Source organism: bacterium (assembly GCA_035295165.1).
Classification (GTDB): Bacteria; Sysuimicrobiota; Sysuimicrobiia; order Sysuimicrobiales; family Segetimicrobiaceae; genus JAJPIA01.
Map to the genome: position 1 here is coordinate 1 of DATGJN010000098.1, position 22,398 is coordinate 22,398.

At 69.9% G+C, this 22,398-nt stretch carries 21 protein-coding genes; 10 read left to right on the top strand and 11 right to left on the bottom strand.

Features of this window, described 5'->3' with window-relative positions; genetic code table 11:
• The first annotated feature begins 211 nt into the window (after positions 1-211).
• Positions 212-934: a cytochrome c biogenesis protein CcdA gene (locus tag VKZ50_16980; protein ID HLJ61422.1), complete on the top strand. Its 723-nt coding sequence runs from the start codon at positions 212-214 to the stop codon at positions 932-934.
• Here the strand turns inward: VKZ50_16980 and VKZ50_16985 are convergent.
• Entirely contained in the window at positions 931-1,455 is a 525-nt protein-coding gene (locus tag VKZ50_16985; protein HLJ61423.1) for a redoxin domain-containing protein, read from the bottom strand. The genes VKZ50_16980 and VKZ50_16985 overlap by 4 nt on opposite strands.
• Positions 1,456-1,622: 167 nt before the next feature.
• Here VKZ50_16985 and VKZ50_16990 point away from each other — a divergent pair, with 167 nt between their 5' ends.
• The 6 genes from VKZ50_16990 to VKZ50_17015 all read left to right on the top strand — a co-directional run bounded on the left by VKZ50_16990 (position 1,623) and on the right by VKZ50_17015 (position 7,204).
• Positions 1,623-2,498, top strand: coding sequence for a PAS domain-containing protein (locus VKZ50_16990; GenBank protein HLJ61424.1), 876 nt, complete (start codon positions 1,623-1,625; stop codon positions 2,496-2,498).
• 145 nt (positions 2,499-2,643) lie between these two features.
• The gene (locus tag VKZ50_16995) at positions 2,644-2,850 is read left to right on the top strand and encodes a cold-shock protein (protein ID HLJ61425.1); all 207 of its coding nucleotides are present in this window, start codon (positions 2,644-2,646) and stop codon (positions 2,848-2,850) included.
• Between the two features lie 186 nt (positions 2,851-3,036).
• Positions 3,037-4,677: a gamma-glutamyltransferase family protein gene (locus tag VKZ50_17000; GenBank protein ID HLJ61426.1), complete on the top strand. Its 1,641-nt coding sequence runs from the start codon at positions 3,037-3,039 to the stop codon at positions 4,675-4,677.
• 11 nt (positions 4,678-4,688) lie between these two features.
• Entirely contained in the window at positions 4,689-5,750 is a 1,062-nt protein-coding gene (locus tag VKZ50_17005) for a 2-dehydropantoate 2-reductase (GenBank protein ID HLJ61427.1), read from the top strand.
• Positions 5,747-6,880 carry a M20 family metallopeptidase gene (locus tag VKZ50_17010; protein ID HLJ61428.1) on the top strand — a complete coding sequence of 378 codons (1,134 nt, stop codon included), beginning with the start codon at positions 5,747-5,749 and terminating at the stop codon, positions 6,878-6,880. The genes VKZ50_17005 and VKZ50_17010 overlap by 4 nt, the downstream gene beginning before the upstream one ends.
• A gap of 15 nt (positions 6,881-6,895) precedes the next feature.
• Positions 6,896-7,204 (top strand): cupin domain-containing protein, encoded by a 309-nt coding sequence (locus VKZ50_17015; GenBank protein HLJ61429.1) that lies wholly within the window; start codon positions 6,896-6,898, stop codon positions 7,202-7,204.
• A gap of 47 nt (positions 7,205-7,251) precedes the next feature.
• Here the strand turns inward: VKZ50_17015 and VKZ50_17020 are convergent, their stop codons facing one another.
• From VKZ50_17020 to VKZ50_17065, 10 genes are all read right to left on the bottom strand, one after another.
• Positions 7,252-7,632 carry a RidA family protein gene (locus VKZ50_17020; protein HLJ61430.1) on the bottom strand — a complete coding sequence of 127 codons (381 nt, stop codon included), beginning with the start codon at positions 7,630-7,632 and terminating at the stop codon, positions 7,252-7,254.
• 58 nt (positions 7,633-7,690) lie between these two features.
• On the bottom strand, positions 7,691-8,884 hold the full coding sequence (locus VKZ50_17025) for an MFS transporter (GenBank protein HLJ61431.1): 1,194 nt from the start codon (positions 8,882-8,884) through the stop codon (positions 7,691-7,693).
• 18 nt (positions 8,885-8,902) lie between these two features.
• Complete coding sequence (locus tag VKZ50_17030) at positions 8,903-10,450, bottom strand: GMC family oxidoreductase (protein ID HLJ61432.1); 1,548 nt, start codon at positions 10,448-10,450, stop codon at positions 8,903-8,905.
• Between the two features lie 10 nt (positions 10,451-10,460).
• Positions 10,461-11,243, bottom strand: a complete 783-nt coding sequence (fabG, locus tag VKZ50_17035) for a 3-oxoacyl-ACP reductase FabG (protein HLJ61433.1) — start codon at positions 11,241-11,243, stop codon at positions 10,461-10,463.
• Positions 11,244-11,338: 95 nt separating this feature from the next.
• A complete protein-coding gene (locus VKZ50_17040) occupies positions 11,339-12,256 on the bottom strand; it encodes a carbon-nitrogen hydrolase family protein (GenBank protein HLJ61434.1) in 918 nt (305 codons plus the stop codon).
• A gap of 66 nt (positions 12,257-12,322) precedes the next feature.
• Positions 12,323-14,746 (bottom strand): glucan 1,4-alpha-glucosidase, encoded by a 2,424-nt coding sequence (locus VKZ50_17045; protein HLJ61435.1) that lies wholly within the window; start codon positions 14,744-14,746, stop codon positions 12,323-12,325.
• A 24-nt stretch (positions 14,747-14,770) separates the two neighbouring features.
• On the bottom strand, positions 14,771-16,117 hold the full coding sequence (locus VKZ50_17050) for an MFS transporter (protein ID HLJ61436.1): 1,347 nt from the start codon (positions 16,115-16,117) through the stop codon (positions 14,771-14,773).
• On the bottom strand, positions 16,114-17,658 hold the full coding sequence (gene zwf / locus VKZ50_17055; protein ID HLJ61437.1) for a glucose-6-phosphate dehydrogenase: 1,545 nt from the start codon (positions 17,656-17,658) through the stop codon (positions 16,114-16,116). Before zwf ends, VKZ50_17050 begins: the two co-directional genes overlap by 4 nt.
• Entirely contained in the window at positions 17,651-19,066 is a 1,416-nt protein-coding gene (gene gndA, locus VKZ50_17060; GenBank protein ID HLJ61438.1) for an NADP-dependent phosphogluconate dehydrogenase, read from the bottom strand. The genes zwf and gndA overlap by 8 nt, the downstream gene beginning before the upstream one ends.
• Positions 19,067-19,097: 31 nt before the next feature.
• Positions 19,098-19,718 carry an HAD family phosphatase gene (locus VKZ50_17065; protein HLJ61439.1) on the bottom strand — a complete coding sequence of 207 codons (621 nt, stop codon included), beginning with the start codon at positions 19,716-19,718 and terminating at the stop codon, positions 19,098-19,100.
• A gap of 206 nt (positions 19,719-19,924) precedes the next feature.
• Between VKZ50_17065 and VKZ50_17070 the strand changes: the two genes are divergently transcribed.
• The 3 genes from VKZ50_17070 to VKZ50_17080 all read left to right on the top strand — a co-directional run.
• Complete coding sequence (locus tag VKZ50_17070; GenBank protein ID HLJ61440.1) at positions 19,925-20,941, top strand: thiamine pyrophosphate-dependent enzyme; 1,017 nt, start codon at positions 19,925-19,927, stop codon at positions 20,939-20,941.
• Between the two features lie 34 nt (positions 20,942-20,975).
• Positions 20,976-21,950 carry an alpha-ketoacid dehydrogenase subunit beta gene (locus VKZ50_17075; GenBank protein ID HLJ61441.1) on the top strand — a complete coding sequence of 325 codons (975 nt, stop codon included), beginning with the start codon at positions 20,976-20,978 and terminating at the stop codon, positions 21,948-21,950.
• A gap of 33 nt (positions 21,951-21,983) precedes the next feature.
• Positions 21,984-22,398: biotin/lipoyl-containing protein (locus VKZ50_17080; GenBank protein ID HLJ61442.1), on the top strand; the 415-nt coding region annotated here is incomplete at its 3' end.

Here is a 22,398-nt window from a genome sequence, read left to right on the forward strand (position 1 = left end):
GTCGGGTACGACGCCGACGGCCGGATCGCCAAGGCGTACGGGTTCACGGTGCAGCCGTTCTGGGCGCTGATTGGGCGGGACGGCACGCTGCTCCGCGCCAGCTATGGCCCGTCCGACGGCGGCGAGCTGGACGCGGCGATCCGGTCCCTGGTCTCGAAGTGAGCAGCGGGTCTGTGCCGATCGCGGCGTGGGGAAGCGGGAGGGCCTTGGCGTGCCGCTGAATCTCCCGATTGCCTTCGCGGCGGGATTGCTGGGGTTCTTCTCCCCGTGCATCCTGCCCTTGATTCCGGGGTATCTGTCTTTCGTCTGCGGGTTGTCCCTGACGGAGTTGGAGGCGGGCGATCCCCGGTACCGGGGCAAGGTGCTCGGCGCAACAGCGATTTTCGTGCTGGGGTTCGCGGTGATCTTCACCGCGCTCGGCGCGTCCGCGTCGCTCGCCGGAAGCTTTGTGCTCTCGAACCGGGACCTGCTCAGCCGCGTCGGCGGGGCCGTCGTGATCCTGTTCGGGCTTGCCGTGTTGGGTGTCGTGTCCGTGCCCGGCCTGGCGCGAGAGCGCCGCGTGCTCATCACGCGCCGCCCGACCGGCTGGCTCGGCGTTCTGCTCGTCGGGATGGCATTCGGGTTTGCGTGGACGCCGTGCGTGGGCCCGATTCTGGGCGCGATCCTTACGCTCGCCGCGACGACCGAGCGCGCGGGAGGCGGGGCGGTCTTGCTGTTCGTCTACTCCCTGGGGCTCGGCCTCCCGTTCCTCTGCGCGGCGGCGTTCCTCGCCGCCGCCACGCGCGTCTTTCGCGCGGCGCGCCGGTACGCGCACGCGCTCGAGGTGGTGAGCGGCGTGTTCCTCGTCGTGATGGGGACCGCGCTGTTATTCGACTGGGTGTACCGGTTCAACAGCTGGATCCTGCAGGTGGTGCCGATTCGTCCGCTACTCTAGCGCGCGCCCGGTTCCGCGAGCAGGCGGCCGATCATCTGTTCCGTTTCCTCGTACGCCCCTTCGCCGATGTGCGTGTACCGGACGCGTCCTTGCTTGTCGAGCAGGTAGAGGGTCGGCCAGTAGACATTGTGGTAGGCGTTCCAGATCCGGTAGTCGTTGTCCATCACGACCGGGTAGGTGATGCCCAGGCGCGCGATCGCATCACGGACGTACGGCACCGCGCGCTCGTGTTCGAACTCCGGCGTGTGAACGCCGACAAGCACGAACCCGCGGTCGCGGTAGCGGGTGTTCCACTGACGGAGGTGCGGCAGCACGTCCAGGCAGTTGATGCACCCGGCCGTCCACATCTCCACGCCGACGACCTTGCCGCGGAGGGCGTCGAGGGTCAGCGGGCGATCGTCCGTGTTGAACCATGGGCCTCCGCCGGTGAAGCTGGGGGCGGCACCGGTCAACGCCACCGCCGCCGACGCGGCAAGGGCCAGGGCGCCCGCAACGGCGGCTGCGACCAACGAGATGCGCATGCTCGAATCCTCCGCGGTCTAGTGTCGCGGCTAGCGTACCGGCCGTGTGTAAGGAGCGTATAACGATCGGGACGGCGTGCGGAGTCTAGAAGGCGGTGTTTCGGGGAACTGTTGCTGGTGAATTGATCCGCGACTCGAGACTGCGGGGCCGCGGCGTCGTTCGGAGCATGCGCATACTTCAACGGTACCGAAAGTCCGCGGAGGTGCCGATCTGGCCGCAGATCGGCGGGTTGCTGCTGGCCGCGGCCGCCTCGATGGCCGTAGCGTGGTTCGGCCGGGGCCTGCTTGTCGTGCCGAGCCCCATCGTTCTCCTGGTTGTCGTGTGTTCAGGGTTCGTCGGAGGGTTGCGTGCGGCACTGCTCGCCGCCGCAGCCGGGTGCTTCTACTTTCTAGGCGTCTTCTCGAGCCCCGATCACCTGTTCGGTTACACCGCCGATAACCTCCGGCGCGCGATCGCATGGGGCGGGACGACCGCGGTGACGGCGTTGCTGGTCGGCGCCCTGAAATACCGGGCGGATCGGGTGTTCGAGATCGCTACCGAGAACGCCGTCCTCCTGGACCGGGTTGCGGAACGCGAGCACGCCGCACGGGAACTGCGCGAATCCGAGCGCCGGAACCGCAGCCTCTTTGACGACGCCCCCATCGCCCTGGTACGCACGTCCGCGGAAGGGCAGATCCTGGACGCGAACCCTGCCGCGGTGGCGATGTTCGGATTCGGACATCGCGAGGCCATGCTCGTGGCGAACGTCAACGCGCTCTGCGTCGAACCCCGGGACCTCGCACGCGCGCTTAGCGCGCTTGAGAGCGGGGGAGATACCGTGGCGACCGAACTGCACGTCCGCCGTCCCGACGGTGAAACCGTTTGGATCCGGGCGACGGTCCGTGCGGTTCGTGACGCCGCCCACCGGCTCTCGCACTACGAGAGCACCGCCGTGGAGTTGACCCGCCAGCCGGAGGCGGAGCATGCGCGAGACTTGCTCGTTGCGATCGTGGAAGCCCCAGGCGACACCCCCTCCCAGCCGGCCCAACCCGGACCGTCGTGACCGGCGCCGCCCGCGTCGAGCGGTCGCACCTGCGGTCTAACCACGTCGATTCAGTCTTTACTTTCGCGTTCCGGGTGTGGCATAATAATTCGGCATCAGCAGGCTGCAAAGTCGGTTGGTAGCACTGGGTAGAAGGTGGGATAGTATGCCAGCGGGTACGGTGAAGTGGTTCAGTTCTGAGAAGGGGTATGGTTTCATCACCCCCGATGACGGTGGGAAGGACTTGTTCGTGCATTTCAGCGCGATCCAGGCTGACGGCTACAAGTCGTTGAACGAGGGCGACAAGGTCGAGTACGAGGAGTCCGAGGGGCGGAAGGGTCCGCAGGCGGCAAACGTCCGCGTGCTTCGTTAACTCGACCACGAGATCGGATACGCACGCTGGGGACGGCCGATCGGCCGTCCCCAGCGTGCTTCTCTCGCGCCCCAGTGTGTCGGCAGGAGATCCACTCTGTGGGCCCAAAGACCTGCGTACCGATGCTGCTCGAGTGTACCACGTCGTCCTTTCGTGTCGTCCACGCTATGCGATGGAGGTTGCGCGATGCCGCATGAAACGTATGCGACGCGGTTTGGGCTCCGGCCGATCGCGTATGGTCGGCGCGGGATGGTGGCGACCGCGAACCCGCTCGCGACGCTCGCCGGGGTGCGCATGCTCGCACAGGGCGGCAACGCCGTGGACGCGGTGGTCGCCGCCGCCGCGGCGATCGGGGTCGCGGAACCGTACATGTCCGGGCTCGCCGGGTGCGGCACGCTGGTCCTGACGCCGCCGGGTGCCACCCCGCGGGTGCTCGAGTTCCTCGGCCGCGCGCCCTCCGGCGCGACCCCGGAGCGGTTTGGGGCGGGGGCGCCGCCCGATGCGGGGTATGTGGCGCCGTCCGTGCCCGGCAACCTTGCGGGGTGGGCGCGCGTGCTCGCGGACTACGGGACGATGCCGCTCGTGCGGGTTCTCGAGCCGGCGATCGAATATGCGGAGCACGGCATTCCGTTCACACCGTTCGACCACATGGAGTGTCAGGAGCTGCGCCAGCGCCTCACGCCCGAGGGGGCCGCGACGTACCTGCACGGGGGGCGCGTGCCGGAGGTCGGCGCGCTGCTCAGACAGCCCGATCTCGCCGCCACGTTCCGGGCGATCGCCGCGCAGGGCGCCGGCTATCTGTACGATGGTCCGCTCGGTGCGCAGATCGACCGTCTCATGCGCGAGCGCGGCGGCCTCATCACCGCCGCCGATCTCCGCGCCTATCCCGGCGCGCTCAAGTGGGTGGCCCCGATCGAGGCCGCCTACCGCGGAGTCACCGTATACACGTCACCGCCGCCGACGAGCGCGGTGCAGGTCCTGGAGACGCTCCGGATTCTCGACGGATTCGACGTGGGCCGTACGACGCATCTTGGCCCCGACCACATCGGGTTGGTCGCGGAGGCGGCCCGGCTCGCGCGGGTGGACACCGACCGGTACGTGGGCGACCCGGACCGCGTTCCGCCGGCCGTGGACCGCGTGTTGTCTGCGGCGCACATCGACGACCTCCGGGCTCAGGTCGCGGAACGGCTCCGCACGGCGCCGCGCGCCAGTGGGCAGGTCGCGGCGGGCGGCGCCGCCGGCACCAGCGCGTCGACCACGCATCTCGCGGCCGTGGATGCCAGCGGTCTCGCCGTGAACATCACACACAGCCTCGGCAGCGGCTTCGGGAGCGGGGTCGTCGTCCCCGGGACGGGCGTCTGTCTCAACAACGCGCTGCATTGGTTTTCGATGACGCCGGGCCATCCGAATGCGATCGCCCCCGGAAAGATGCACGAGTGGCCGATCGCGCCGGTGCATCTGTTCCGGGATGGGCGCTTCTGGGGGACCGTGGGGACGCCCGGCTCGTACGGGATCCTGGTCACGACCGTGCAGGTGCTGGTCAACCTCATCGACTTTGGGTTGAATCTTCAGGACGCGATTGCCGCGCCCCGGTTCCGATGGGTGGACGACGTCGGGGATCCACTGCCCGCCGCCGGCGTGTTCATGGAAGCGCGGCTGCCCGACGTGACGCGTGACGCGATGGCGGCCCGCGGCTACACGGTCACCCCGCTCGGCGCCTGGTCGATGCGGGTCGGCGGCGTGCAGGGGATCCTCGTTGATGCCGGTTCCGGGTGGCTTGCGGGTGCAGCCGACCCACGCCGGAACGGCTACGCGATCGGCTGGTAGGGGGGCAAACGATGCACTTCACCGTGGTCGGAGCGGGCGCCATCGGCGGGACGATCGGCGCACACCTTGCGCGGGCGGGACACGATGTGGTGTTCGTGGACAGCGTCGCGGAACACGTGAAGACGATCGCGCGTGACGGTCTCCTCATCGAGGGGGCGGACGAGTTTCGCGTGCGGGTGCCCGCGGTCGTGCCCGCCGACCTGGGGCGCGCGCTCGGCGGCCGCGCGCCCGAGGCCGTGCTGCTGTCGGTCAAAGCCCAGCACACGGCCGGCGCGCTCGAGCCGGTCGTGCCGTTCCTCGGTCCCGACAGCTACGTGGTGTCGATGCAGAACGGCCTCAACGAGCGCGTGATCGCCGGTCGCATCGGCCAGGAGAAGACGATCGGCGCGTTCGTCAACTTCGGCGCCGACTACCAGGCGCCCGGCCGGGTCATGTACGCGAGCGCCGGCGCGCTGTACCTGGGCGAGCTCGACGGCCGGATGACGCCGCGGCTCGAGCGGCTGGGCACGATCATGCGCGAGTCCTTCCTGAAGAACACCACGCTGACGCCGAACATCTGGGGCTACCTCTGGGGGAAGCTCGGCTACGCGTCGCAGTTGTTCGCGACGGCCACGGTGGACGAGACGATGGGGGCGGTCCTCGGGACGCCGGAGAACACGGCGCTGCTCGCCAACCTCGCGGCCGAGGTCGTCCGGACGGCGGAGGCGGAGGGTGTGCGCAGCGAGGGGTTTGACGGGTACGAGCCCGGGCCGATGCGCTTCACGTCGCCGCGCGACTGGGCCGGCATCCGGGCGAGCCTGGACCGCCTCACCGCGTTCAACCGGAACTCGCTCAAACAGAAAAGCGGCATCTGGCGGGATCTCGCCGTCCGGCACCGGCGGACCGAGGTGGACCAACAGCTCGGCCCGATCGTGGAGATCGCGCGCGAGCACGGGTTCCGCCTGCCGCTGAACGAGCGCCTGATCGAGTTGATCCACGACCTCGAAACGGGGCGCCGCACGATGGCGCCCGAGAACCTCGCGGAGCTGCGCCGCCTCAGCCAGGCCGCCTATCCCGAGGAGGTGTTCCAGTGAGCCGCTACCGCGGGTTCGTCGATCAGCACGTGGAAAACGTGCTGGCCGATCTCAAGACGCTCGTCGAGCTCGAGTCACCGACCACCGACAAGGCCGCGGTGGACCGGGCGGGCGCCTACCTCGCGGGCCGGTTCGCCGACGCGGCCCGCGCGGAGATCGTGTGGCATCGGCAAGAGACCTGGGGCGACCACTTCGAGGCGCGCATCGGCGGCGGCCGGCGCCGGGTGCTCCTCATCGGTCACTTCGACACCGTCTGGCCGGTCGGGACGATCCAACGCCTGCCGTGCCGAATCGAGGGGGACCGCCTGACGGGGCCCGGATGCTTCGACATGAAGTACGGCGACATCCAGGCGGTCTGGGCGCTGCGCGCGATCGTCGAGAGCGGGGCGGCCAAGGACAAGACGTTCGTGTTCTTCGGAAACACCGAGGAGGAGGTGGGCAGTCCCACCTCTCGGCCGATCATCGAGCGGCTGGCCCGGGAGTCGGAGTGCGCGCTCATTCTGGAGCCGTCCGTCGGTGAGGAGGGCGCGGTGAAGTTGTGGCGCAAAGGGGTGGGCATGTACCGATTGTCGGTGCAGGGTGTCGCCAGTCACGCCGGGGCCGACCCGGACAAGGGGCGCAGCGCCGTGCTCGAGCTGGCTCATCAGGTGATCGACCTGCACGCGATCAACGATGCCGCGAAGGGCACCACCCTGAACGTCGGCGTAGTGCGCGGCGGCACGCGGTCGAATGTGATCGCCGCGTCCGCCGAGGCCGAGATCGATCTCCGGGTGCGCACGATGGACGAGGCGCGCCGCGCGGACGAGCGGATCAAGACGCGGCCGACGTTCGTGCAGGGAACCTCGGCACGGATCACAGGCGGCCTGAACCGTCCGCCGATGGAGGAGACGCCCGCGTCGCGGCGTCTCTACGAGCTCGCGAGGCGGCTCGCCGCGGACGAAGGGGTCGAGCTCGCCGCGACCGGGACCGGGGGTGGCAGCGACGGCAACTTCACCGCCGCCGTGGGAGTCCCGACGTTCGACGGGCTGGGCGCGGTGGGCGACGGCGGACACGCGGACCACGAGCACATTAGGGTGTCCGCGGTGGCGCCGCGGCTGGCGTGGTTCACGCGGCTGCTCGCCGAGTTGTAGCGGCGGCGCGGGGCCATGCGGCAGGTGCGGGTGGCCGGCGCGCGCGGGTTCTTCGACGTCGTTGCGGGGACGGGCCGCTCGCAGGCGGCGACGATGGTCCTCGCGCCGGGTGAATCGACCGGTGGCGACGACAACGCGCACGTCGAGTCGGACCAATGGCTCTATGTGATCTCCGGCACGGGGCGGGCGACCGTCGGCCCGCGGACGTGCGCGCTCGACGCGGGAACGCTTCTCCTCATCGAAGCGGGCGAGCCCCACGAGATCCGCAACACGGGTACGGCACCGCTCGTGACCGTGAACGTGTACGCACCCCCCGTGTACTAGGCGTGTCCGCGTCGGCCCGGCAGGGGCGATGCGGTCCCGCGCGGCGGTTACGGGAGGTACCCGATCATCTCGATCTCGACGTGCAGTTCCGGTCGCGCGAGCGCGGCCACCTGGACCGTGCTCCTCGCGGGGAGGTCTCCGGCGAACGCGCTCCGGTACACCTCGTTCATCGCCGCGAAGTCCGCGATGTCGGTGAGGAATACGGTCACCTTGACGACGTGGCGTAGACCGGAACCGGCGGCCTCGAGGACGATCTTGCAGTTCTCGATGCAGTTGCGCGTCTGCTCGCGAATGTCCGCCGGGACCTTCCCGGTAGCGTCGGTGCCGACCTGGCCGGAGGTGAAGACGAGGTCGTCCAGGCGAATGCCAGGCGAGTAAGGCGAGGTCGGGCGCGGGCGCCCCGGGGGAAAGATCGCGTGACGTTCCATACGGGCATGCTGCCCCCTTTCCGACTGATGAGGAATGTGGCGCGGGTCAAGTATACCATCATCGCGACGCGCCGCTCGACCGCGTCACCAGCACGGCCAACACCGCCATGCCAGCCGCGAGAACGGCCGCGGCGGTGTAGATCGCGGACAGGGTGAGGTGTCCTGCGTCGCGGGCCGCGCCCACTCCGTACGCTCCGATTCCGTAGCCCACCATGTACACTGCGACCAGCGTGCCCGATGCCGTCGCGGCCCACCCGGACAGTTCGTCCTCCGCGAAGCTGATGCTGAGCGGGAAGAATGCGGAGCACGCGAGCCCCGCGAAACCGAACGCAACCACGCCCGCCGTGGCCCCGCCGACGCGCGGGATCGCGACGAACGCGGCCAGGACCAAGACCGGGAGCGCGCGGTAGATCCCGGTCTCGGGGACCCAGGCCGAGACGGCGGCTGCGCCGATCCGTCCGGCGGTGACCATCGCCCAGAACGCGGCGAGGGCCACGTCGGCCCAGTACGCGGAGACGCCCGCGTCCCCGTGCAGATAGATCGTGGCCCAGTTGCCGAAGAGCGTTTCGCAGGTCCCGTACAACGCCACCGCGCCCGCGTAGACCCACAGGCGTCGCGCGAACCGGGGAGGGAAGGCCGCGCGGATCGACGCCGGACCGCGTGCGTCCGATGCCGCGCGAAGGCGTTGCGTGAGGCTGGCCGCCACGAGTCCGAGCAGGGCGAGCGCGACACCGGACGGCAGGAGCCACCACGCAGTTCCCCGCATGAAGACCGCGGCGAGCACCGGCGCGAGCGTCGTGCCGGTCCCGAGAAACGCGTGGAGCGCTGGCAGCGCGGCCTCGGTGCGCGTCGGGAAGAGCGTCTGCACATACGTGTTGAGCGCCGTGAGCGTGGCGCCGAACCCGGCGCCCAACGCCGCTGTGGCCACGAGCAGCGCGCCGTAGGCGGCGTCTGGCCGTCCGGTCACGCGCTGGCTGAGGACGAGCACGCCCATCGACACCACGTTGGCGCACAGGCCGCCGACGAGCACCCACTTCATGCCGACGCGGCTCGCGAGCCGCGGACTCAGGCTGGAGGCGATGATCGCCAGGACGACGAGCGGGAGGAACAACGCTCCGTACCGGCTGGCGCTCAGGCCGTAGAGGCGCGGACTGGTCAGCACGCCGCCGAGCGCCGGAAAGGTCACGAGGGCGACCCCCTGGGCGAGCCCGGACAGGTAGACGACGGCGATCTCAGCCGGCCGCGGCGCCATGCGGGATCCTCGCTCGGGCTACGCGGCACCCAGGCGCGCGCGCAGGTGCTCGGCGACGCGAAGCGCGTTCGCGATGATCGTCAACGACGGGTTCACGGAGGAAATCGACGGGAAGAAGCTGCCGTCCACGACGTAGAGATTCGCGACGTCGTGCGTCCGGCACATGAGATCGAGCACGGACGTTCGGGGATCCGTGCCGAAGCGACACGTGCCCACCTGATGACACACGGCGGCGAGCGGTACCCGCTTGGCGAAATAGGCGGTGTGGGGCAGGAACGTGTGCGCGTGTCCCGTTCGCCGGAGCATCTGTTCGAGGAGCCCCACCAACCGACGGTGCGGTTCCTCGTTGTTCGGCGCGTAGGTGAGGACGATCTGGTCAGCTGCGTCCAGCGTCACTCGGTTGTCGGGACGGGGCAGGTCCTCCGTGGTCATCCACCAGTCCACGGCGTGGCCGGTCACGTACTCGAGCGCGCCGTACGGGGTCACCGCCGGGGTTTCCCCCCGGAGCATCTCCGGCTTCGACTTCCCCATGAGTTGGATGTGGCCGAGCGGGTAGTCCACATCCGGTCCGGTGAAGTAGAAGTCGTTGAGGCCGAGGGTCTTCTGGAAGACCGTGGGATTCGCGGTGGTGGCGGACACGGCGAGCATCGCCGAGTTGTTGTGGAGCATGAGGTTGCGGCCGACTTGGTCGGACGAGTTTGCGAGGCCGCGCGGATGCCGATCGCCGGCGGAGCGCAGGAGCAACGCGGCGGAGTTGATTGCCCCGCAGGCGATGACGACGATCCCGCCGGAAAACGCCTCGGTCGCCCCGTCGATCTCGGCGTCGACCTGGGTGACCTCGGTTCCCGCCGCGTTCGTGCGCAGACCGGTCACGCGGGCGTTGATCCGCAGCGTGACGTTGCCATGGGTCACCGCGCGATCCACGCAGGTCACCTGGGCATCGCACTTCGCATCCACGAGGCACGGGAATCCGTCGCACGTGTCGCACCGGATGCACGGGCGCGCGCGGGGTGCGGCGTCGTCACGGTTGATCGCCATCGGCAGCGGGAACGGGTGCAGTCCCTCCGCGCGCAGGGCGTCGGCGATCCCCTGGATGCGCGGCTCGTGGCGGAGCGGCGCAAACGCGTACGCGCGCGACGACGGCGGGTCGAGCGGGTCCTCGCCGTGGCGTCCGTGCACCATGTACAGGTGCTCCGCCGCGGCGTAGTATGGCTCGAAGTCGGCGTAGGCGAGCGGCCACGCCGGCGAGAGCCCGTCGTGATGGCGAACCTCGCCGAAGTCTCGCTCGCGCATCCGCAGTAGCGCCGCACCGTACACCTTCGTGTTGCCGCCGACGTAGTAGTTCATCTCCGGACGAAATGCGCGCCCGGCGCCGTCGTGCCAGACCTCGGCCGTCTTGTAGCGCGCGTCGGGGAAAACTGCGCCGGGGTCCCAGTTGGCCTTTTCCCTCGGGAGGTAGCCGCCGCGTTCCAGCAGGAGGATCCGCTTGCCCGTCGGCGCGAGCGCGTACGCGAGGGTGCCCCCGCCGGCGCCCGTGCCGACGATGATGACATCATAGGCGTCCACGTGCGGCCTCCTAGCCCCCGTGCATAAACGACGGGTAGAGCGTCATGCCGCCGTCCACGAGCACTGTCGTGCCGGTGATGTAGCCGGCGACGTCGGAGGCGAGCACGACCGCCATCTTGGCGATCTCGTCCGGCCGGCCCATCCGCCCCATCGGGATCTTGCTCATCAGGTCGGCCCGGGTCGACGGATCTTCCCACACGTCCGCGTTGATCGGCGTCTGGATCGCGCCCGGAGCGATCGCCAGGACGCGGACTCCGTGGGGCGCGGCCTCCTGCGCGAGCGTCTTCGTCAGCATGCTGAGGCCGGCCTTGCTGGCGGTGTACGCGGTGTACCCGGTCCAGGGAATGAACTCGTGCACCGAGGTGAGATTGAGCACGACCCCGCCCCGCTGCGGGATCATGCGCCGGAGCGCTTCGCGCGCGCACGCGTACGCGCCGTCAAGGTTGATCGCCAGCACCCGGCGCCACGCGTCCAGCGAGTACTCCCATGCGGGGGCGCGCGGTCCATCGACCCCGGCGTTGTTGACGAGGACGTCGATGCCGCCCCAGGTCCGGTCGAGCGCGGAGAACATCTGCGCGACCTGCGCCGCGTCCGAGACGTCCGCCGCGAGGGCGTGCGCGTCACCGCCCGCGCTCGTGATGCGCGCGACCACCTGCTCCGCCGCCTCGGGATGTACGACGTAGTTCACGCACACGCGGGCTCCCGCGCCCGCAAGCTCAAGCGCGATCGCCTCGCCGATGCCGGAGTTGGCGCCGGTCACCACCGCGCGCTTCTTGTCCAGACGAATCTCCACAAGCGTCCCCCCCAAGGCGGTCCCGTCCGTTCCTCGACGGCGACCGCGCAGTCCGTGCACGGCGCGGACGGCTCCGCGCGGAGGTCGCGCGGCGGTTAGAGCCGCGTCCGCTGCGCCGACCGCCGGTCGTTGACCAGCGTGCCGCTGTGCAAGACGCCGCGCATGGCACGAGCCCTCCACGAGACCGTGGAGTCATAGATCGGTTCGCGTGTGTCGACCGTCGAGATCAAGACGCCCGCCCTGTTCAGCGGCAACCGGCCGGTCACGACGCCGTCCGGGCGCACGAAGAAACTCGCCCAGCAGCTCTCCCGCGCGGAGGTGTTGCTGCAGCTGATCCAGACGTGGTTGGTGGCGGCGGCGGCCACCATCGTTGCGGGCATCGTGATTCCCGGCAGGGTGCCGCCTCTGTTGAGCGTGCGGAACCTGGCGCCGACATACTCGCGCATGTCCGTGAGGCGTTTCGGTGTGATGTGGCCGGCGTGATAGGAGTGGAACACCACGTGAACGCCCCTGCGCGTGTACTCGCGATACAGTTCCGGATACCGGTAGTCGTGGCAGATCAGGGCGCCGCACCGGACGCCGTCGACCGTGAACACGCTGCTGCGGTCACCCGGACTGTAGTGGGCGAGGTCGCCCGTCCGTCCCGACCGGTCTCCCGCGCAGAACCGTTTGTCGTAGCGGTCGACGACGGCGCCGCGGTCGTCGACGATGTAGAGGCTGTTGTGCGGCTTGTGCCTGCCGGTCAGCCGGTGAGTCGACCCCAGGACGACCCAGAGCCGCAACCGGCGCGCCAGATCGAGGACCGGGTCCGTGCACGCGGCGAGCCGCGCCCAATCGAATCCGTCGTAGGACGCGAAGTCCGCGCCCGCGTAGCCCGAGAGCGCGCACTCGGGAAAGTGCGTAACGCGCGCGCCGCGCTCCTTCGCGGCGCGCATCTGCCGCAGCACGTACCGTGCGTTGCGGCGGACATCGGCGTCGACGGGAAACTGGCAGGTCGCAATCCTGATGCGCATCGGTTGTCCGATCGGGCGTGTGGTGTCGGGTCGGTGTGCGGGGCCCGTCACGGGCATTGTACCACATCACTCCACGATGACCGTGAAGTCGACGCCTTCCCACCGTGCGGCCTGCGGCCAGTAGAACGTGAACCGGACGTCGGCGCCCCGGGCGAGTGCGGCCGTCGGAATGTCCGCCACGTGGACGCCGAGGCCGGTGTCCTGCGATGCGCTGTCCCGGACCGTCCGCCACGCGTCGTCGCTCCAGTGGACCACCGCGGGCGCGAGCGTTTCCACGCGCAGCGTGGTGCCGGCCGCGAGCGCGCGGCTCTTGTTGTTGAAGCGCCACGGCGTGTAGCGGCCGCCCGCGGTTTCACGGCCTGCGCGGTAGCGGGCGGCCGCTTGCGGAGGCATGTCGAACACGCGGCCGTCCGCGATCGAGCGGTGCAGCTTGATGTACTCCGCGTGCGCCCATACCAACGGCATCGCAGACCCTGACGGCCGTCCGAAGAACAGCTCCCGCGCCGGGAGATCGGGACCGTCCCACACCTGCTCCGGGATCAGCCCGCTGTCGCTCGCGAACGCTTCCATCGTCCGGAGGAGCTGTTCGGCGACTTCGCGGTGGCCAGCCGCGAGTTCGTAGTGCGCGCGCTCGCCCGTGAGCAGCGGCCACGCGCGGCCGACTCCGGTGCCGTCGAACGCGCGGCCGTCCTCGTGCTCCCCGTAGCCATCGCCGTTGTATCGGTGCCACGCCGGGCCGGCCGGAGTGTCCACCTTGAGGAGGGCGTCGATCACCCTGACCGTGTCGACGATGCGGGGATCGTCCGGCGCCCGGAGACCGAACCGGACGAGCGCGAGCGCGTCGGGGCTGATGAGCTGCGAGGCCGGCGCGGCGCTGCTGCCGGGCGGTCGGTTCTTGATCGGCACGAACCCGTCGCGCGACGCGGATTCGGCGACGTCGGGGGGCGCGATGCGGACGTAGTAGCCGCGAACGTCCAATCGTCTGGCAAGATCGGTGTTCGCGACGTACGTCCAGCGTTCGACGTTCGCGTTCCAGATGTCCGCGGTCTCGCGTAGGTAGCACGCCACGGCGGCGTCCCCGTTTAACTCCGCGAGGTCCGCGGCGGCGAGCAACCCGGCGATCTCTGCGGCAAGCGTGAACGGCGAGTACCCGGGGTCTTCCTCCCAGCGGTCCTGCTGGGTCACCGGCCCGTTGCGCACGACGAACCCGGCGGCGTTACGGACCATCGGCCAGTAGCGCTGGACGCCGATGGCATCGAGGTGGCCGCCGCGCCGCAGCAGGTCCACGAGCAGGATCGGCAACGCGGTTTCGTCCATCTGGACGCCTCCCCAGTACGGGGAGCCGTCCAGCCACATGTTCTGGGGCCAGTGGCCGTCCTCTTCCTGCGTCACCCGAAGGTAGTGCAGTACACGGCGGACATCTTGGATGCCCCCGGCGGCGAGCAGGCCGCTTGCGGACTCGACGAGGTCGCGGGGCCACACGAGGTGGTAGCCTCCCAGGTCGCCGTCCTCCTGCGCGAACCCCCACGGGATCGAGAGGCTCGCGATCATGCCCCCGGGGAACGTCTTCGACTCATGGGTCCGCAGCACCGCGGCGCTCGTTCGGTACACGTCCTTCCCCGCCTCGATGGGCGCGCTCGGGGCGCCGCGCCCCGGCGCCTTGGTGAGGCTGCGCTGCCACTCCTGCCAGCGCCGCACGTAGGTGTCTTTTGCCGGCTCGAAGCCGTCGAGCAGACTGGCGATGACCCGATGGCCCGCCTCGGCCGCGTCCGCGCCAAATCCCAGCGCGAGCACACACTCGCCGTCGGCGGCCTGGAGGTCGATTTCTGCGACGAGCGCGACGTTGCCGTTCTCGGCCCGCGGGTATGCCCACGTCAGGTGTTTGTTCCGGACCAGGTCCTGCCAGCCGTCCGAGACCCCGACAAATCCCACCGACCGCGCGCGCCATGGCGCGGAGCACCCCAGGGCGAGCGCACTTCCGTCCCGTTCCGCGAACAGCATCGGCGCGCCTTTGAACGCGTCGGTCCACGCGGTGTTGCCACCGCCGTGGTTGCTGAGATGGGGCGCAAGCAGTACGTACAGGTGATAGTCCTGTACGCTGCCGGTGAGCGGGACGAAGCGCGTCCGCTGGAGAACTGAGTCGCGCGCGGGATCCGCGATGATGTCCTTCTCGATGCGGTACCGCCCGTTGAGACAGGTGTTGACGACCCGGTAGGCCGGCACCCCGGGCGCCGCGCGGAATACCTCCGAGCGAGTATGGCGCTTCTCCTCCGAAAAGAACGTGTGTCCGTCCGTGACGATCAGGCCCATGTCGCGCGTGCAGGCCCGGTCCTGCCGCGGCCAGTACACCTCATTCAGGATGCCGTGACTCAGTGTGAACCAGATGCGGCTCGCGAAGCTCAGCGCCGTGCCCACGCCGGTCTTGGCGCTCGATGTCCATCGCGCCGGGGAGCCGGGCCACCCTGGTGCCTGCGTTGCGGGATCGTCCATCGTCGGTGCCCTCCAGGAACCATCCTACCCGACAATCCGTCCTCCCGGCGGGTGACCTGAGCCGTCGCCCCGGAGACCGTCCATGGCCGAAGCCGGCGCGGACCCTCGCGGGCCGGGGTCGGCCGCGCTGATCAACAGACCGGTGATGATGCAGGCGGCGCCCACCACCGGGACCGCGCCGTAGCCCCACCGATCGGCTGCGGCGCCCCCGATCGCGGCGCCGGCCGCCCCCGCAAGCGCCGTCGTCGCGGTGAAGATGCCGATCGCTTCGCCTTCGCCCATCGGGGCGCGCTGTGCGGCGACCGCCACGCCGCTGACGCCGATCAGGGCCCAGGACGTCACGACGACCGCGAACCACAGTTCGGCCCAGGCACTCCGGCCGGGCACCGGCGCGTACGCGAGCGCCGCGAGGATCACGAGCGCAAGCAGGCGGACGGCGAATCCCAATTGCAGTACGCGGGTCGCCCCCAGCCGGTTCGTCAACCGTCCGGCCGGGGCGTACAGGAAGAGCGAGATCACGACCGCAGCCGCGTAGCTGAGGGACGCACGCGCGGGGCCGACCTGGAAGACGTGCTGCATCAACACCGGATAGACCGCGTAGTATGCAGGCCCTCCCGCGTCCGCCAGCAGCCATGTGCCGAGGAAGCGGCCGAACGGCGTGGCGAGCGTCTTGCCGAGCGAGCGCAGCGTTTCGAGGCGCAGCGCGTGGAAGTTTCGGGAGAGGCTGCCGGGCCCGTGCTCAACGTGCATCACCGGAACCGGGGCATCCACCACGGGCCGGCCGGTCGAGAGGCGGGGCGGTGTGCGCGTCGCCGGCCAGCCGAGCACCGCGCCGGCCGCGGTCAGCGCGCCGCAGATCAGCAGCCCGGCCCTCAGGTCCGTGCGGCCCGTCGCCCCCGCCAGGACGAGGCCACTGATCCAGCCGAGGCCGTAGACTGTTTGCAGCCCGCCGATGCGGACGGACCATTCGTCTTTTGGATAGACCTCCACCACGAACATATACGCGACCGTGGACGCGGCGGACGAGCCGAGCCCGAGCAGGAGGGCGAGCAGCACCCACGTGCCGATGTGGGACGCAAACGCAAACGCGCCGACGGCCGAGGCCGTGACCGCCATGCCTCCCGCCAGCAGCGCCCGATGCACGCGCCAGCGATCGGCGAGTTCGCCCCACAGCGGCGCGGCGATGCTCCCCAGGTTCATCGACGCGATGACGAGCCCGATCTGGCCGGCGGTTCCACCCCGGATGACCGTCAGCGGCAGCAGGATCGGCAGGCCGCCGGCGACGCTGACACCGAACAGGGCATAGGCCAAGTACCAGAGCTCGATGTGCCCGAGGCCGCCCCGAGCTCCGCCGGCGGACGTGCCGGTCACGAATCGTGCGCGGGTTTTTCCAGGCTCGTGGGGAGCATCCACCGACGTCCGTCGTTCGCAAGCAGCGCGTCCGCGGCTTCTGGGCCCCAACTGCCGGACGCGTAGTTGGGAAAGTGTGTCGGCATCCGCGCCGCCCACGCCGCCAGCACGGGGCTGACCACCGACCACGCCGCGTCGACCTGGTCGTCGCGCATGAAGAGGGTGGCGTCGCCCCGCATCACGTCGAGCAACAGGGTCTCATAGGCCTCAGGCGAGGGGGTGCGGAACGCCTGCTCGTACGAGAACAGCATGTCCACCGGATCGAGATGCATGACCGGGCCGGGGCGCTTCGCCTGCAGCCGGGTCAGGATCCCTTCCGCGGGTTGGATGCGGATCGCCAGCCGGTTGGGCTGCCAGTGTTCGATCGCCGACGCGGGAAACGGTTGATGGGGAGCGGGGTGGAACAGGATCGAGACCTCAGACGCCTTGGCCGGCAAGCGCTTGCCGGTCCGCACGTAGAATGGGACGCCCTGCCAGCGCCAGTTGTCCACGAAGAACTTGATCGCCGCGAACGTCTCGGTCGTTGAGGGCGGCGCGACGTCCGGTTCCTGGCGGTACCCGGGAACCGGCTTCCCGCCGCTGACACCGGGTCCGTACTGGCCCCGCACCGCGACGTCGCCGACGTGGTCCGGATCAATCGGCCGCAGCGCGCGGAGCACGTCTGTCTTCTTGTTGCGGATCTCCTCATCGGCGAACGACACGGGTGGCTCCATCGCCACCAGGCACAGGATCTGGAGGAGGTGGTTCTGCACCATGTCCCGGAGCGCCCCGGCCCGCTCGTAGTACCCCCCGCGGTGCTCGACCCCGACCTCCTCGGCGACCGTGATCTGCACGTGGTCGACGTACCGGCGGTTCCAGACCGGCTCGATCAACGCGTTGGCGAAGCGGAACGCCAGGATGTTTTGGACGGTCTCCTTGCCGAGGTAGTGATCGATGCGGTAGATCTGCCGTTCCTCGAACAGGCGGTACAGCGTCCGCGTCAGCGTGCGCGCGGACTCGAGGTCACGGCCGTAGGGCTTCTCGACGACGATGCGGACGCGTTCGTCCCCGCGGGTCAACCCGGCCTCGTTCAGGCGGTCGACGATCGTCGCGACCGCCATCGGCGGCGTCGCCAGATAGAACACACGGTTTGCGGGGGCGGTCCATTTCTGCTCGATGGGTTCGAGGTGCGCGGCGATCGCTTCGCCGCCTCCGGAGTTGACGAAATCGAGCGACAGGAACGAGATCCGGCCGGCGAAGGCGCGCCACGAAGCATCGTCGGCGCGGCCTCGTCGCGAGAACTGGTCCACGCCGTCGCGGAGGTGCTGCCGGAACGCATCATCCTCGAGGGGCTTACGGTCGACGCCGACCACGGCGAATTCGGTCGGCAGCCACTCGTCCAGGAACAGATTGTAGAGCGCGGGGACGAGCTTGCGCCACGCAAGATCCCCGCCGGCGCCGAAGATCACGATGCTGGTCGGCCCCGGCCGGGTGCCGGCGGGGGCCGGGCGGCGGTCACTCACGGCTCCACTCCGTGTGAAAAACGCCCTTGTCGTCGATGCGCTCGTACGTGTGCGCGCCGAAATAGTCGCGCTGCGCCTGGATGAGGTTGGCCGGAAGCCACGCGCTGCGGTAGCCGTCGAGATACGCGAGCGACGCGGCGAACCCCGGTACCGGGATGCCCGCCGCCGTCCCCCGGCCGACGATCCCGCGCAGGTCGTCGGCACGGTCCGCCACCTCCGTGCCGAGCGCCGGGTCGAGCAGCAGGTTCGGCAGATCGGGCCGCGCGCGATAGGCCGCGCGAATCTTCTCCAGCGCGGCCGCGCGGATGATGCAGCCGCCGCGCCAGATGCGGGCGACGGTCTCGAGGTCGATGCCGTAGCCGTAGGCGGTGGACGCGCGGTGAAGCGTCGCCACACCCTGCGCGTAGGTGAGGAGCATCGAGGCGTACAGCGCGTTTCCGAGCGCGGCGACAAACGCGCCGCGCTCGTCGCGCAGCGTCGGAGCGGGCCCCGCGAGTCGGCGGCTCGCGGCGGTCCGCTCCGCCTCCAGGCCGCTGAGGTCGCGCATCGCCACCGCCATGTCGATCGTGGGAATCGGGACGTGCAGGTCCATCGCGTTCTGGGATGTCCACATCCCGGTGCCCTTCTGCTTCGCCGCGTCCAGGATCACGTTCACCAGACGTTTCCCGGTGCGGTCGTCGACTTTCAGGAAGATCTCCGCCGTGATCTCGATGAGATACCCGGCCAGCTCGCTCGTGTTCCAGCGCGCGAACACCGCGTGGAGGTCATCTTCGCCGAGGCCGAGGCCACGCTTCATCAGGTCGTAGGCTTCGGCGATGAGCTGCATGAGCCCGTACTCGATGCCGTTGTGGACCATCTTCACATAGTGCCCCGCCGACCCGGGACCCATGTACGCCACGCACGGATCGGCCCCGACTTTCGCGGCGACGGCCTCGAAGACGGGGCGCACCCGTTCGTACGCGTCCGGCGGCCCGCCCGGCATCAGGCTGGGGCCGCGCCGCGCGCCGGCCTCGCCGCCCGAGACGCCGACCCCCAGGAACTGGAGGCCGCGGTCGGTGAGCATCTTCCCGCGCAGGTCGGTGTCCTTGAAGAACGAGTTGCCTCCGTCGATCAGCACGTCGCCCGGCTGGAGGTGGGGTAGGAGGTCGCCGATCACCGCGTCCACCACGGACCCCGCGGGCACCAGCATCATCACCGCGCGCGGGGCGCGCAGCATCGCGATGAACTCATCGAGACGCGCGGTCGCGCCGATTTGGAGGTCGCCCGCCTCTTCCCGCAACGTCTGCGCCCGGGCGGCGTCCTTGTCGTAGCCGGCGACCGCATACCCGTGATCCGCCATGTTGAGGAGGAGGTTGCGGCCCATCGTGCCGAGCCCCACCATGCCGAGGTGATAGGCGCCGCCGCTCATGCCGCGTCTCCCGCGGGACCGCGTGTCGGGCTCATGGGGCCTCGAGCCCGAGCGAGGCGAGCTCGGCCCGCGTGGTGTCCACGCCGGTGTGGTGGATCGCGTGGAGTCCTTGCTCGCCGCCGATCTGCGCAAACATCGCGCGGTCGTCGACGTAGACCGCCTCCGCCGGCGTCGCCTGGGCGACGTCCAACGCGATCCGGAAGATGTCCGCGTCCGGCTTCCGGACGTGTACGAAGCACGAGCAGACGAACGCGTCCATGAGGTCGGTCAGCCGGAACGTGCGGACCCGATGCAGGGTCAACTCGCGGCCTTCGTTGCTGAGCGCGAAGATCTTGAGGCGATGGCGCGTTCGCAGTTGCTGGAGAAACTCGATCATGCCGGGCAGCCGCTGCGACCGGGAGAACATGAACGCCTTGAACGCGTCGCGCGTGAACGGCCGCGGCTCGTAGAACACGACGTGGCTCAGGTATTCGTCGAGCGTGGACTTGCCTTCCTCGTACGTATCGAACACGAAATGGTGCCGTTCGTCGAGCGCGGCGGGGTCGAGCTGGAACTGCTCCGCCGCCAGCCTGCGGGCGGCCCGGTCCCACCCGTTGGTCAACAACACCCCGCCGATGTCGCAGAACAGCGTGGTGATTCGCGGCTGGCTCACGGACGGAACCCCTCGGGCACGGGCGGCGTCAATCGCGTCATGCCGTGCGGCGGTGTGCTTCTGTCCGGCCCAAACGGGGTCCTGTTTCCGGGCGGATCGGGGGCGCCGTCCGAGATCCTCGCCCGGCCGAGAGGGGGTCGGGCGCTGCCGGGGAATACCTGTTGGACGCGACTGGATGGCATGCAGGTCTGCGCGGGTGGAGCGCGATGGTGAAGAAGGTCGAGCACCGCAGGGTTGACACGAGCACCCTCCTGGAGTGGTATCGTTCCATGGTGTTCATCCGCCGCTTCGAGGAGCAGGCGGAGCGGAGCTTCCGCCGCGGCAAGATCGGCGGGTATCTGCACCTGTACAGCGGCCAGGAGGCGGTCGCGGTCGGGGCGCTCGCCGCGCTGCGCGACGACGACGTCTTGTTCGCGTCGTACCGCGATCACGCGTACGTGCTCCTGCGCGGTTCAGATCCCGGGGTGGTGATGGCGGAGCTGTACGGCAAAGCGACCGGGTTGTGCAAGGGCAAGGGGGGGTCGATGCACCTGTTCGACGTGTCGCGCGGGTTCTACGGCGGGTACGGGGTCGTCGGCGGTCACGTGCCGCTCGCGGTCGGCGCCGCGTACGCCCTGCGATACGAGGACAGTGGGGACCGCCTGTGCGTGTGCTTCCTCGGCGACGGCGCGCTGAACACGGGCGCGTTCCACGAAGCCGCGAACCTCGCGGGGCTGTGGGGGCACGAGGGACTCTGCCCGGTGGTGTTCGTGATCGAGAACAACCAGTACGGCATGGGGACCTCGGTGCCGCGGTCCTCCGCCGTGACGGTCCTGGCGTCGCGCTTCGGCGCGTACGACATTCCCAACGAGCAGTGCGACGGCATGGATCCCGCCGTGGTCTACGAGGTGGTCCGCCGCGGCGCGGACGAGGTCCGTCGCACCGGCCGCCCCTGGGCGATCGAGACGCTGACGTACCGGTATGCGGCGCACGGCGCGGCCGACCTGCTTCAGCCCTACCGCGAGAAGTCCGAGATCGAAGAGTGGCGGGAGCGTGACCCCATCATCCGGGTCGAGCGACGGCTGCGGGAGGCGGGGGCGCTGGACGACTCCAAGGTCGAACAGATCGCCGCGGAGGTCGACCGCCGGGTGGAAGACGCCGTGACGTTCGCCGACGCGAGTCCGGAACCCGCGCCCGACGAGCTGTTCACGGACATCTACGCGGACGGGGAGGTGCGCCCGTGACGCGCCGGCGCCGCGGGCGGGCGGAGGGACGCCGATGCCCGAGCTGACCTACCGCGACGCGTTGAAAGGCACCCTGATCGAGGAGATGGATCGGGATCCCCGGGTGCTGCTCCTCGGCGAGGACATCGGAGTGTACGGCGGCACGTTCCTCGTGACGGACGGCCTGCTCGCGCGGTACGGGCGAAAGCGGGTGATCGACACGCCGATCTCGGAGCTCGGCTTCATCGGCTGCGGCATCGGGATGGCGATGCTGGGCCTGCGCCCCGTGATCGAGGTGATGACCTGGAACTTCTCGCTCGTCGGCGCGGACCAGATCATCCAGAACGCGGCGAAGATTCGATACTTCTCGGGCGGCCAGGTCGGCGTGCCGATGGTGATCCGCGGCCCGAACGGGACGGGCGTACAGCTCTCGGCCCAGCACTCCCAGGCCCTGGAGTCGTTGTACGGGTATTTCCCGGGGCTCCTGGTCGCCTCGCCCGCCACGCCTGCCGACGCGCGGGGCCTGCTGCGGGCCGCGATCCGCGGGAGCGACCCGGTGATTTTCCTCGAGAGCGCCTCGCTGTACGGCGTGCGCGGCGAGGTGCCGGCCGGCGACCATCTGGTGCCGTTCGGCTGCGCGGCGAAGGTGCGCGAAGGGCGCGACGCGACGCTGGTCACCCACGGGCGGATGCTGCACCTAACCTTGGCCGCGGCCACGCAGCTCGCCGCGGACGGCGTGGAGTGCGACGTGATCGACCTACGCACGCTGCGTCCCCTGGATATGGCGACGGTCGCCGACAGCGTGCGGGGGACCCATCGCGCCGTGGTCGTGGAGGAGCAGGGCGCGATGTTCGGGGTGGCGGCGGAGGTCGTGACCGGCATCTACGAGCGTTGCTTCGACGATCTCGACGCCCCGGTTGTCCGCGTATCGGGCGCGGACGTCCCGATGCCGTACGCCCGGAATCTCGAGGTGCTCGCGCAACCGAACGAAACGAAGATCGTGGAGGCGGTCCGGCGCACGGTCGCCTAGCGCCGGCCGGGGTGGATCATGGCCGAGGTCATCATGCCTAAGATGAGCGACGCGATGACGGAGGGGAGGGTCCTCTCCTGGCGGAAGCGCGTCGGCGACCGCGTCGCGCGAGGCGATGTGCTGGCGGAGATCGAGACGGACAAGGTGAACGTGGAGATCGAGGCCGAGGCGGCGGGCACGCTCTCGGAGATCCTCGTACCGGACGGCGGCCGTGCCCCGGTCGGCGCGGTGATCGCGCAGATCAACGGCCGGACCACGACGGGCGCATCGCCGGCCGCCCCTGCGGGGCGACGCTCGCCAACCGCGAAGGAGGCTCCCGTCGCGGCCGACGTTCCCCCGGTGGCGGCCCCGCGCTCCGCGCGCCCGCTCGCGGCGGACGACGCCCCGGTCGCGGTGGACCGTCCGCCGGCGGCTGCCGCCGAGCGCGTCCCCGCGGGAATATCCGGGG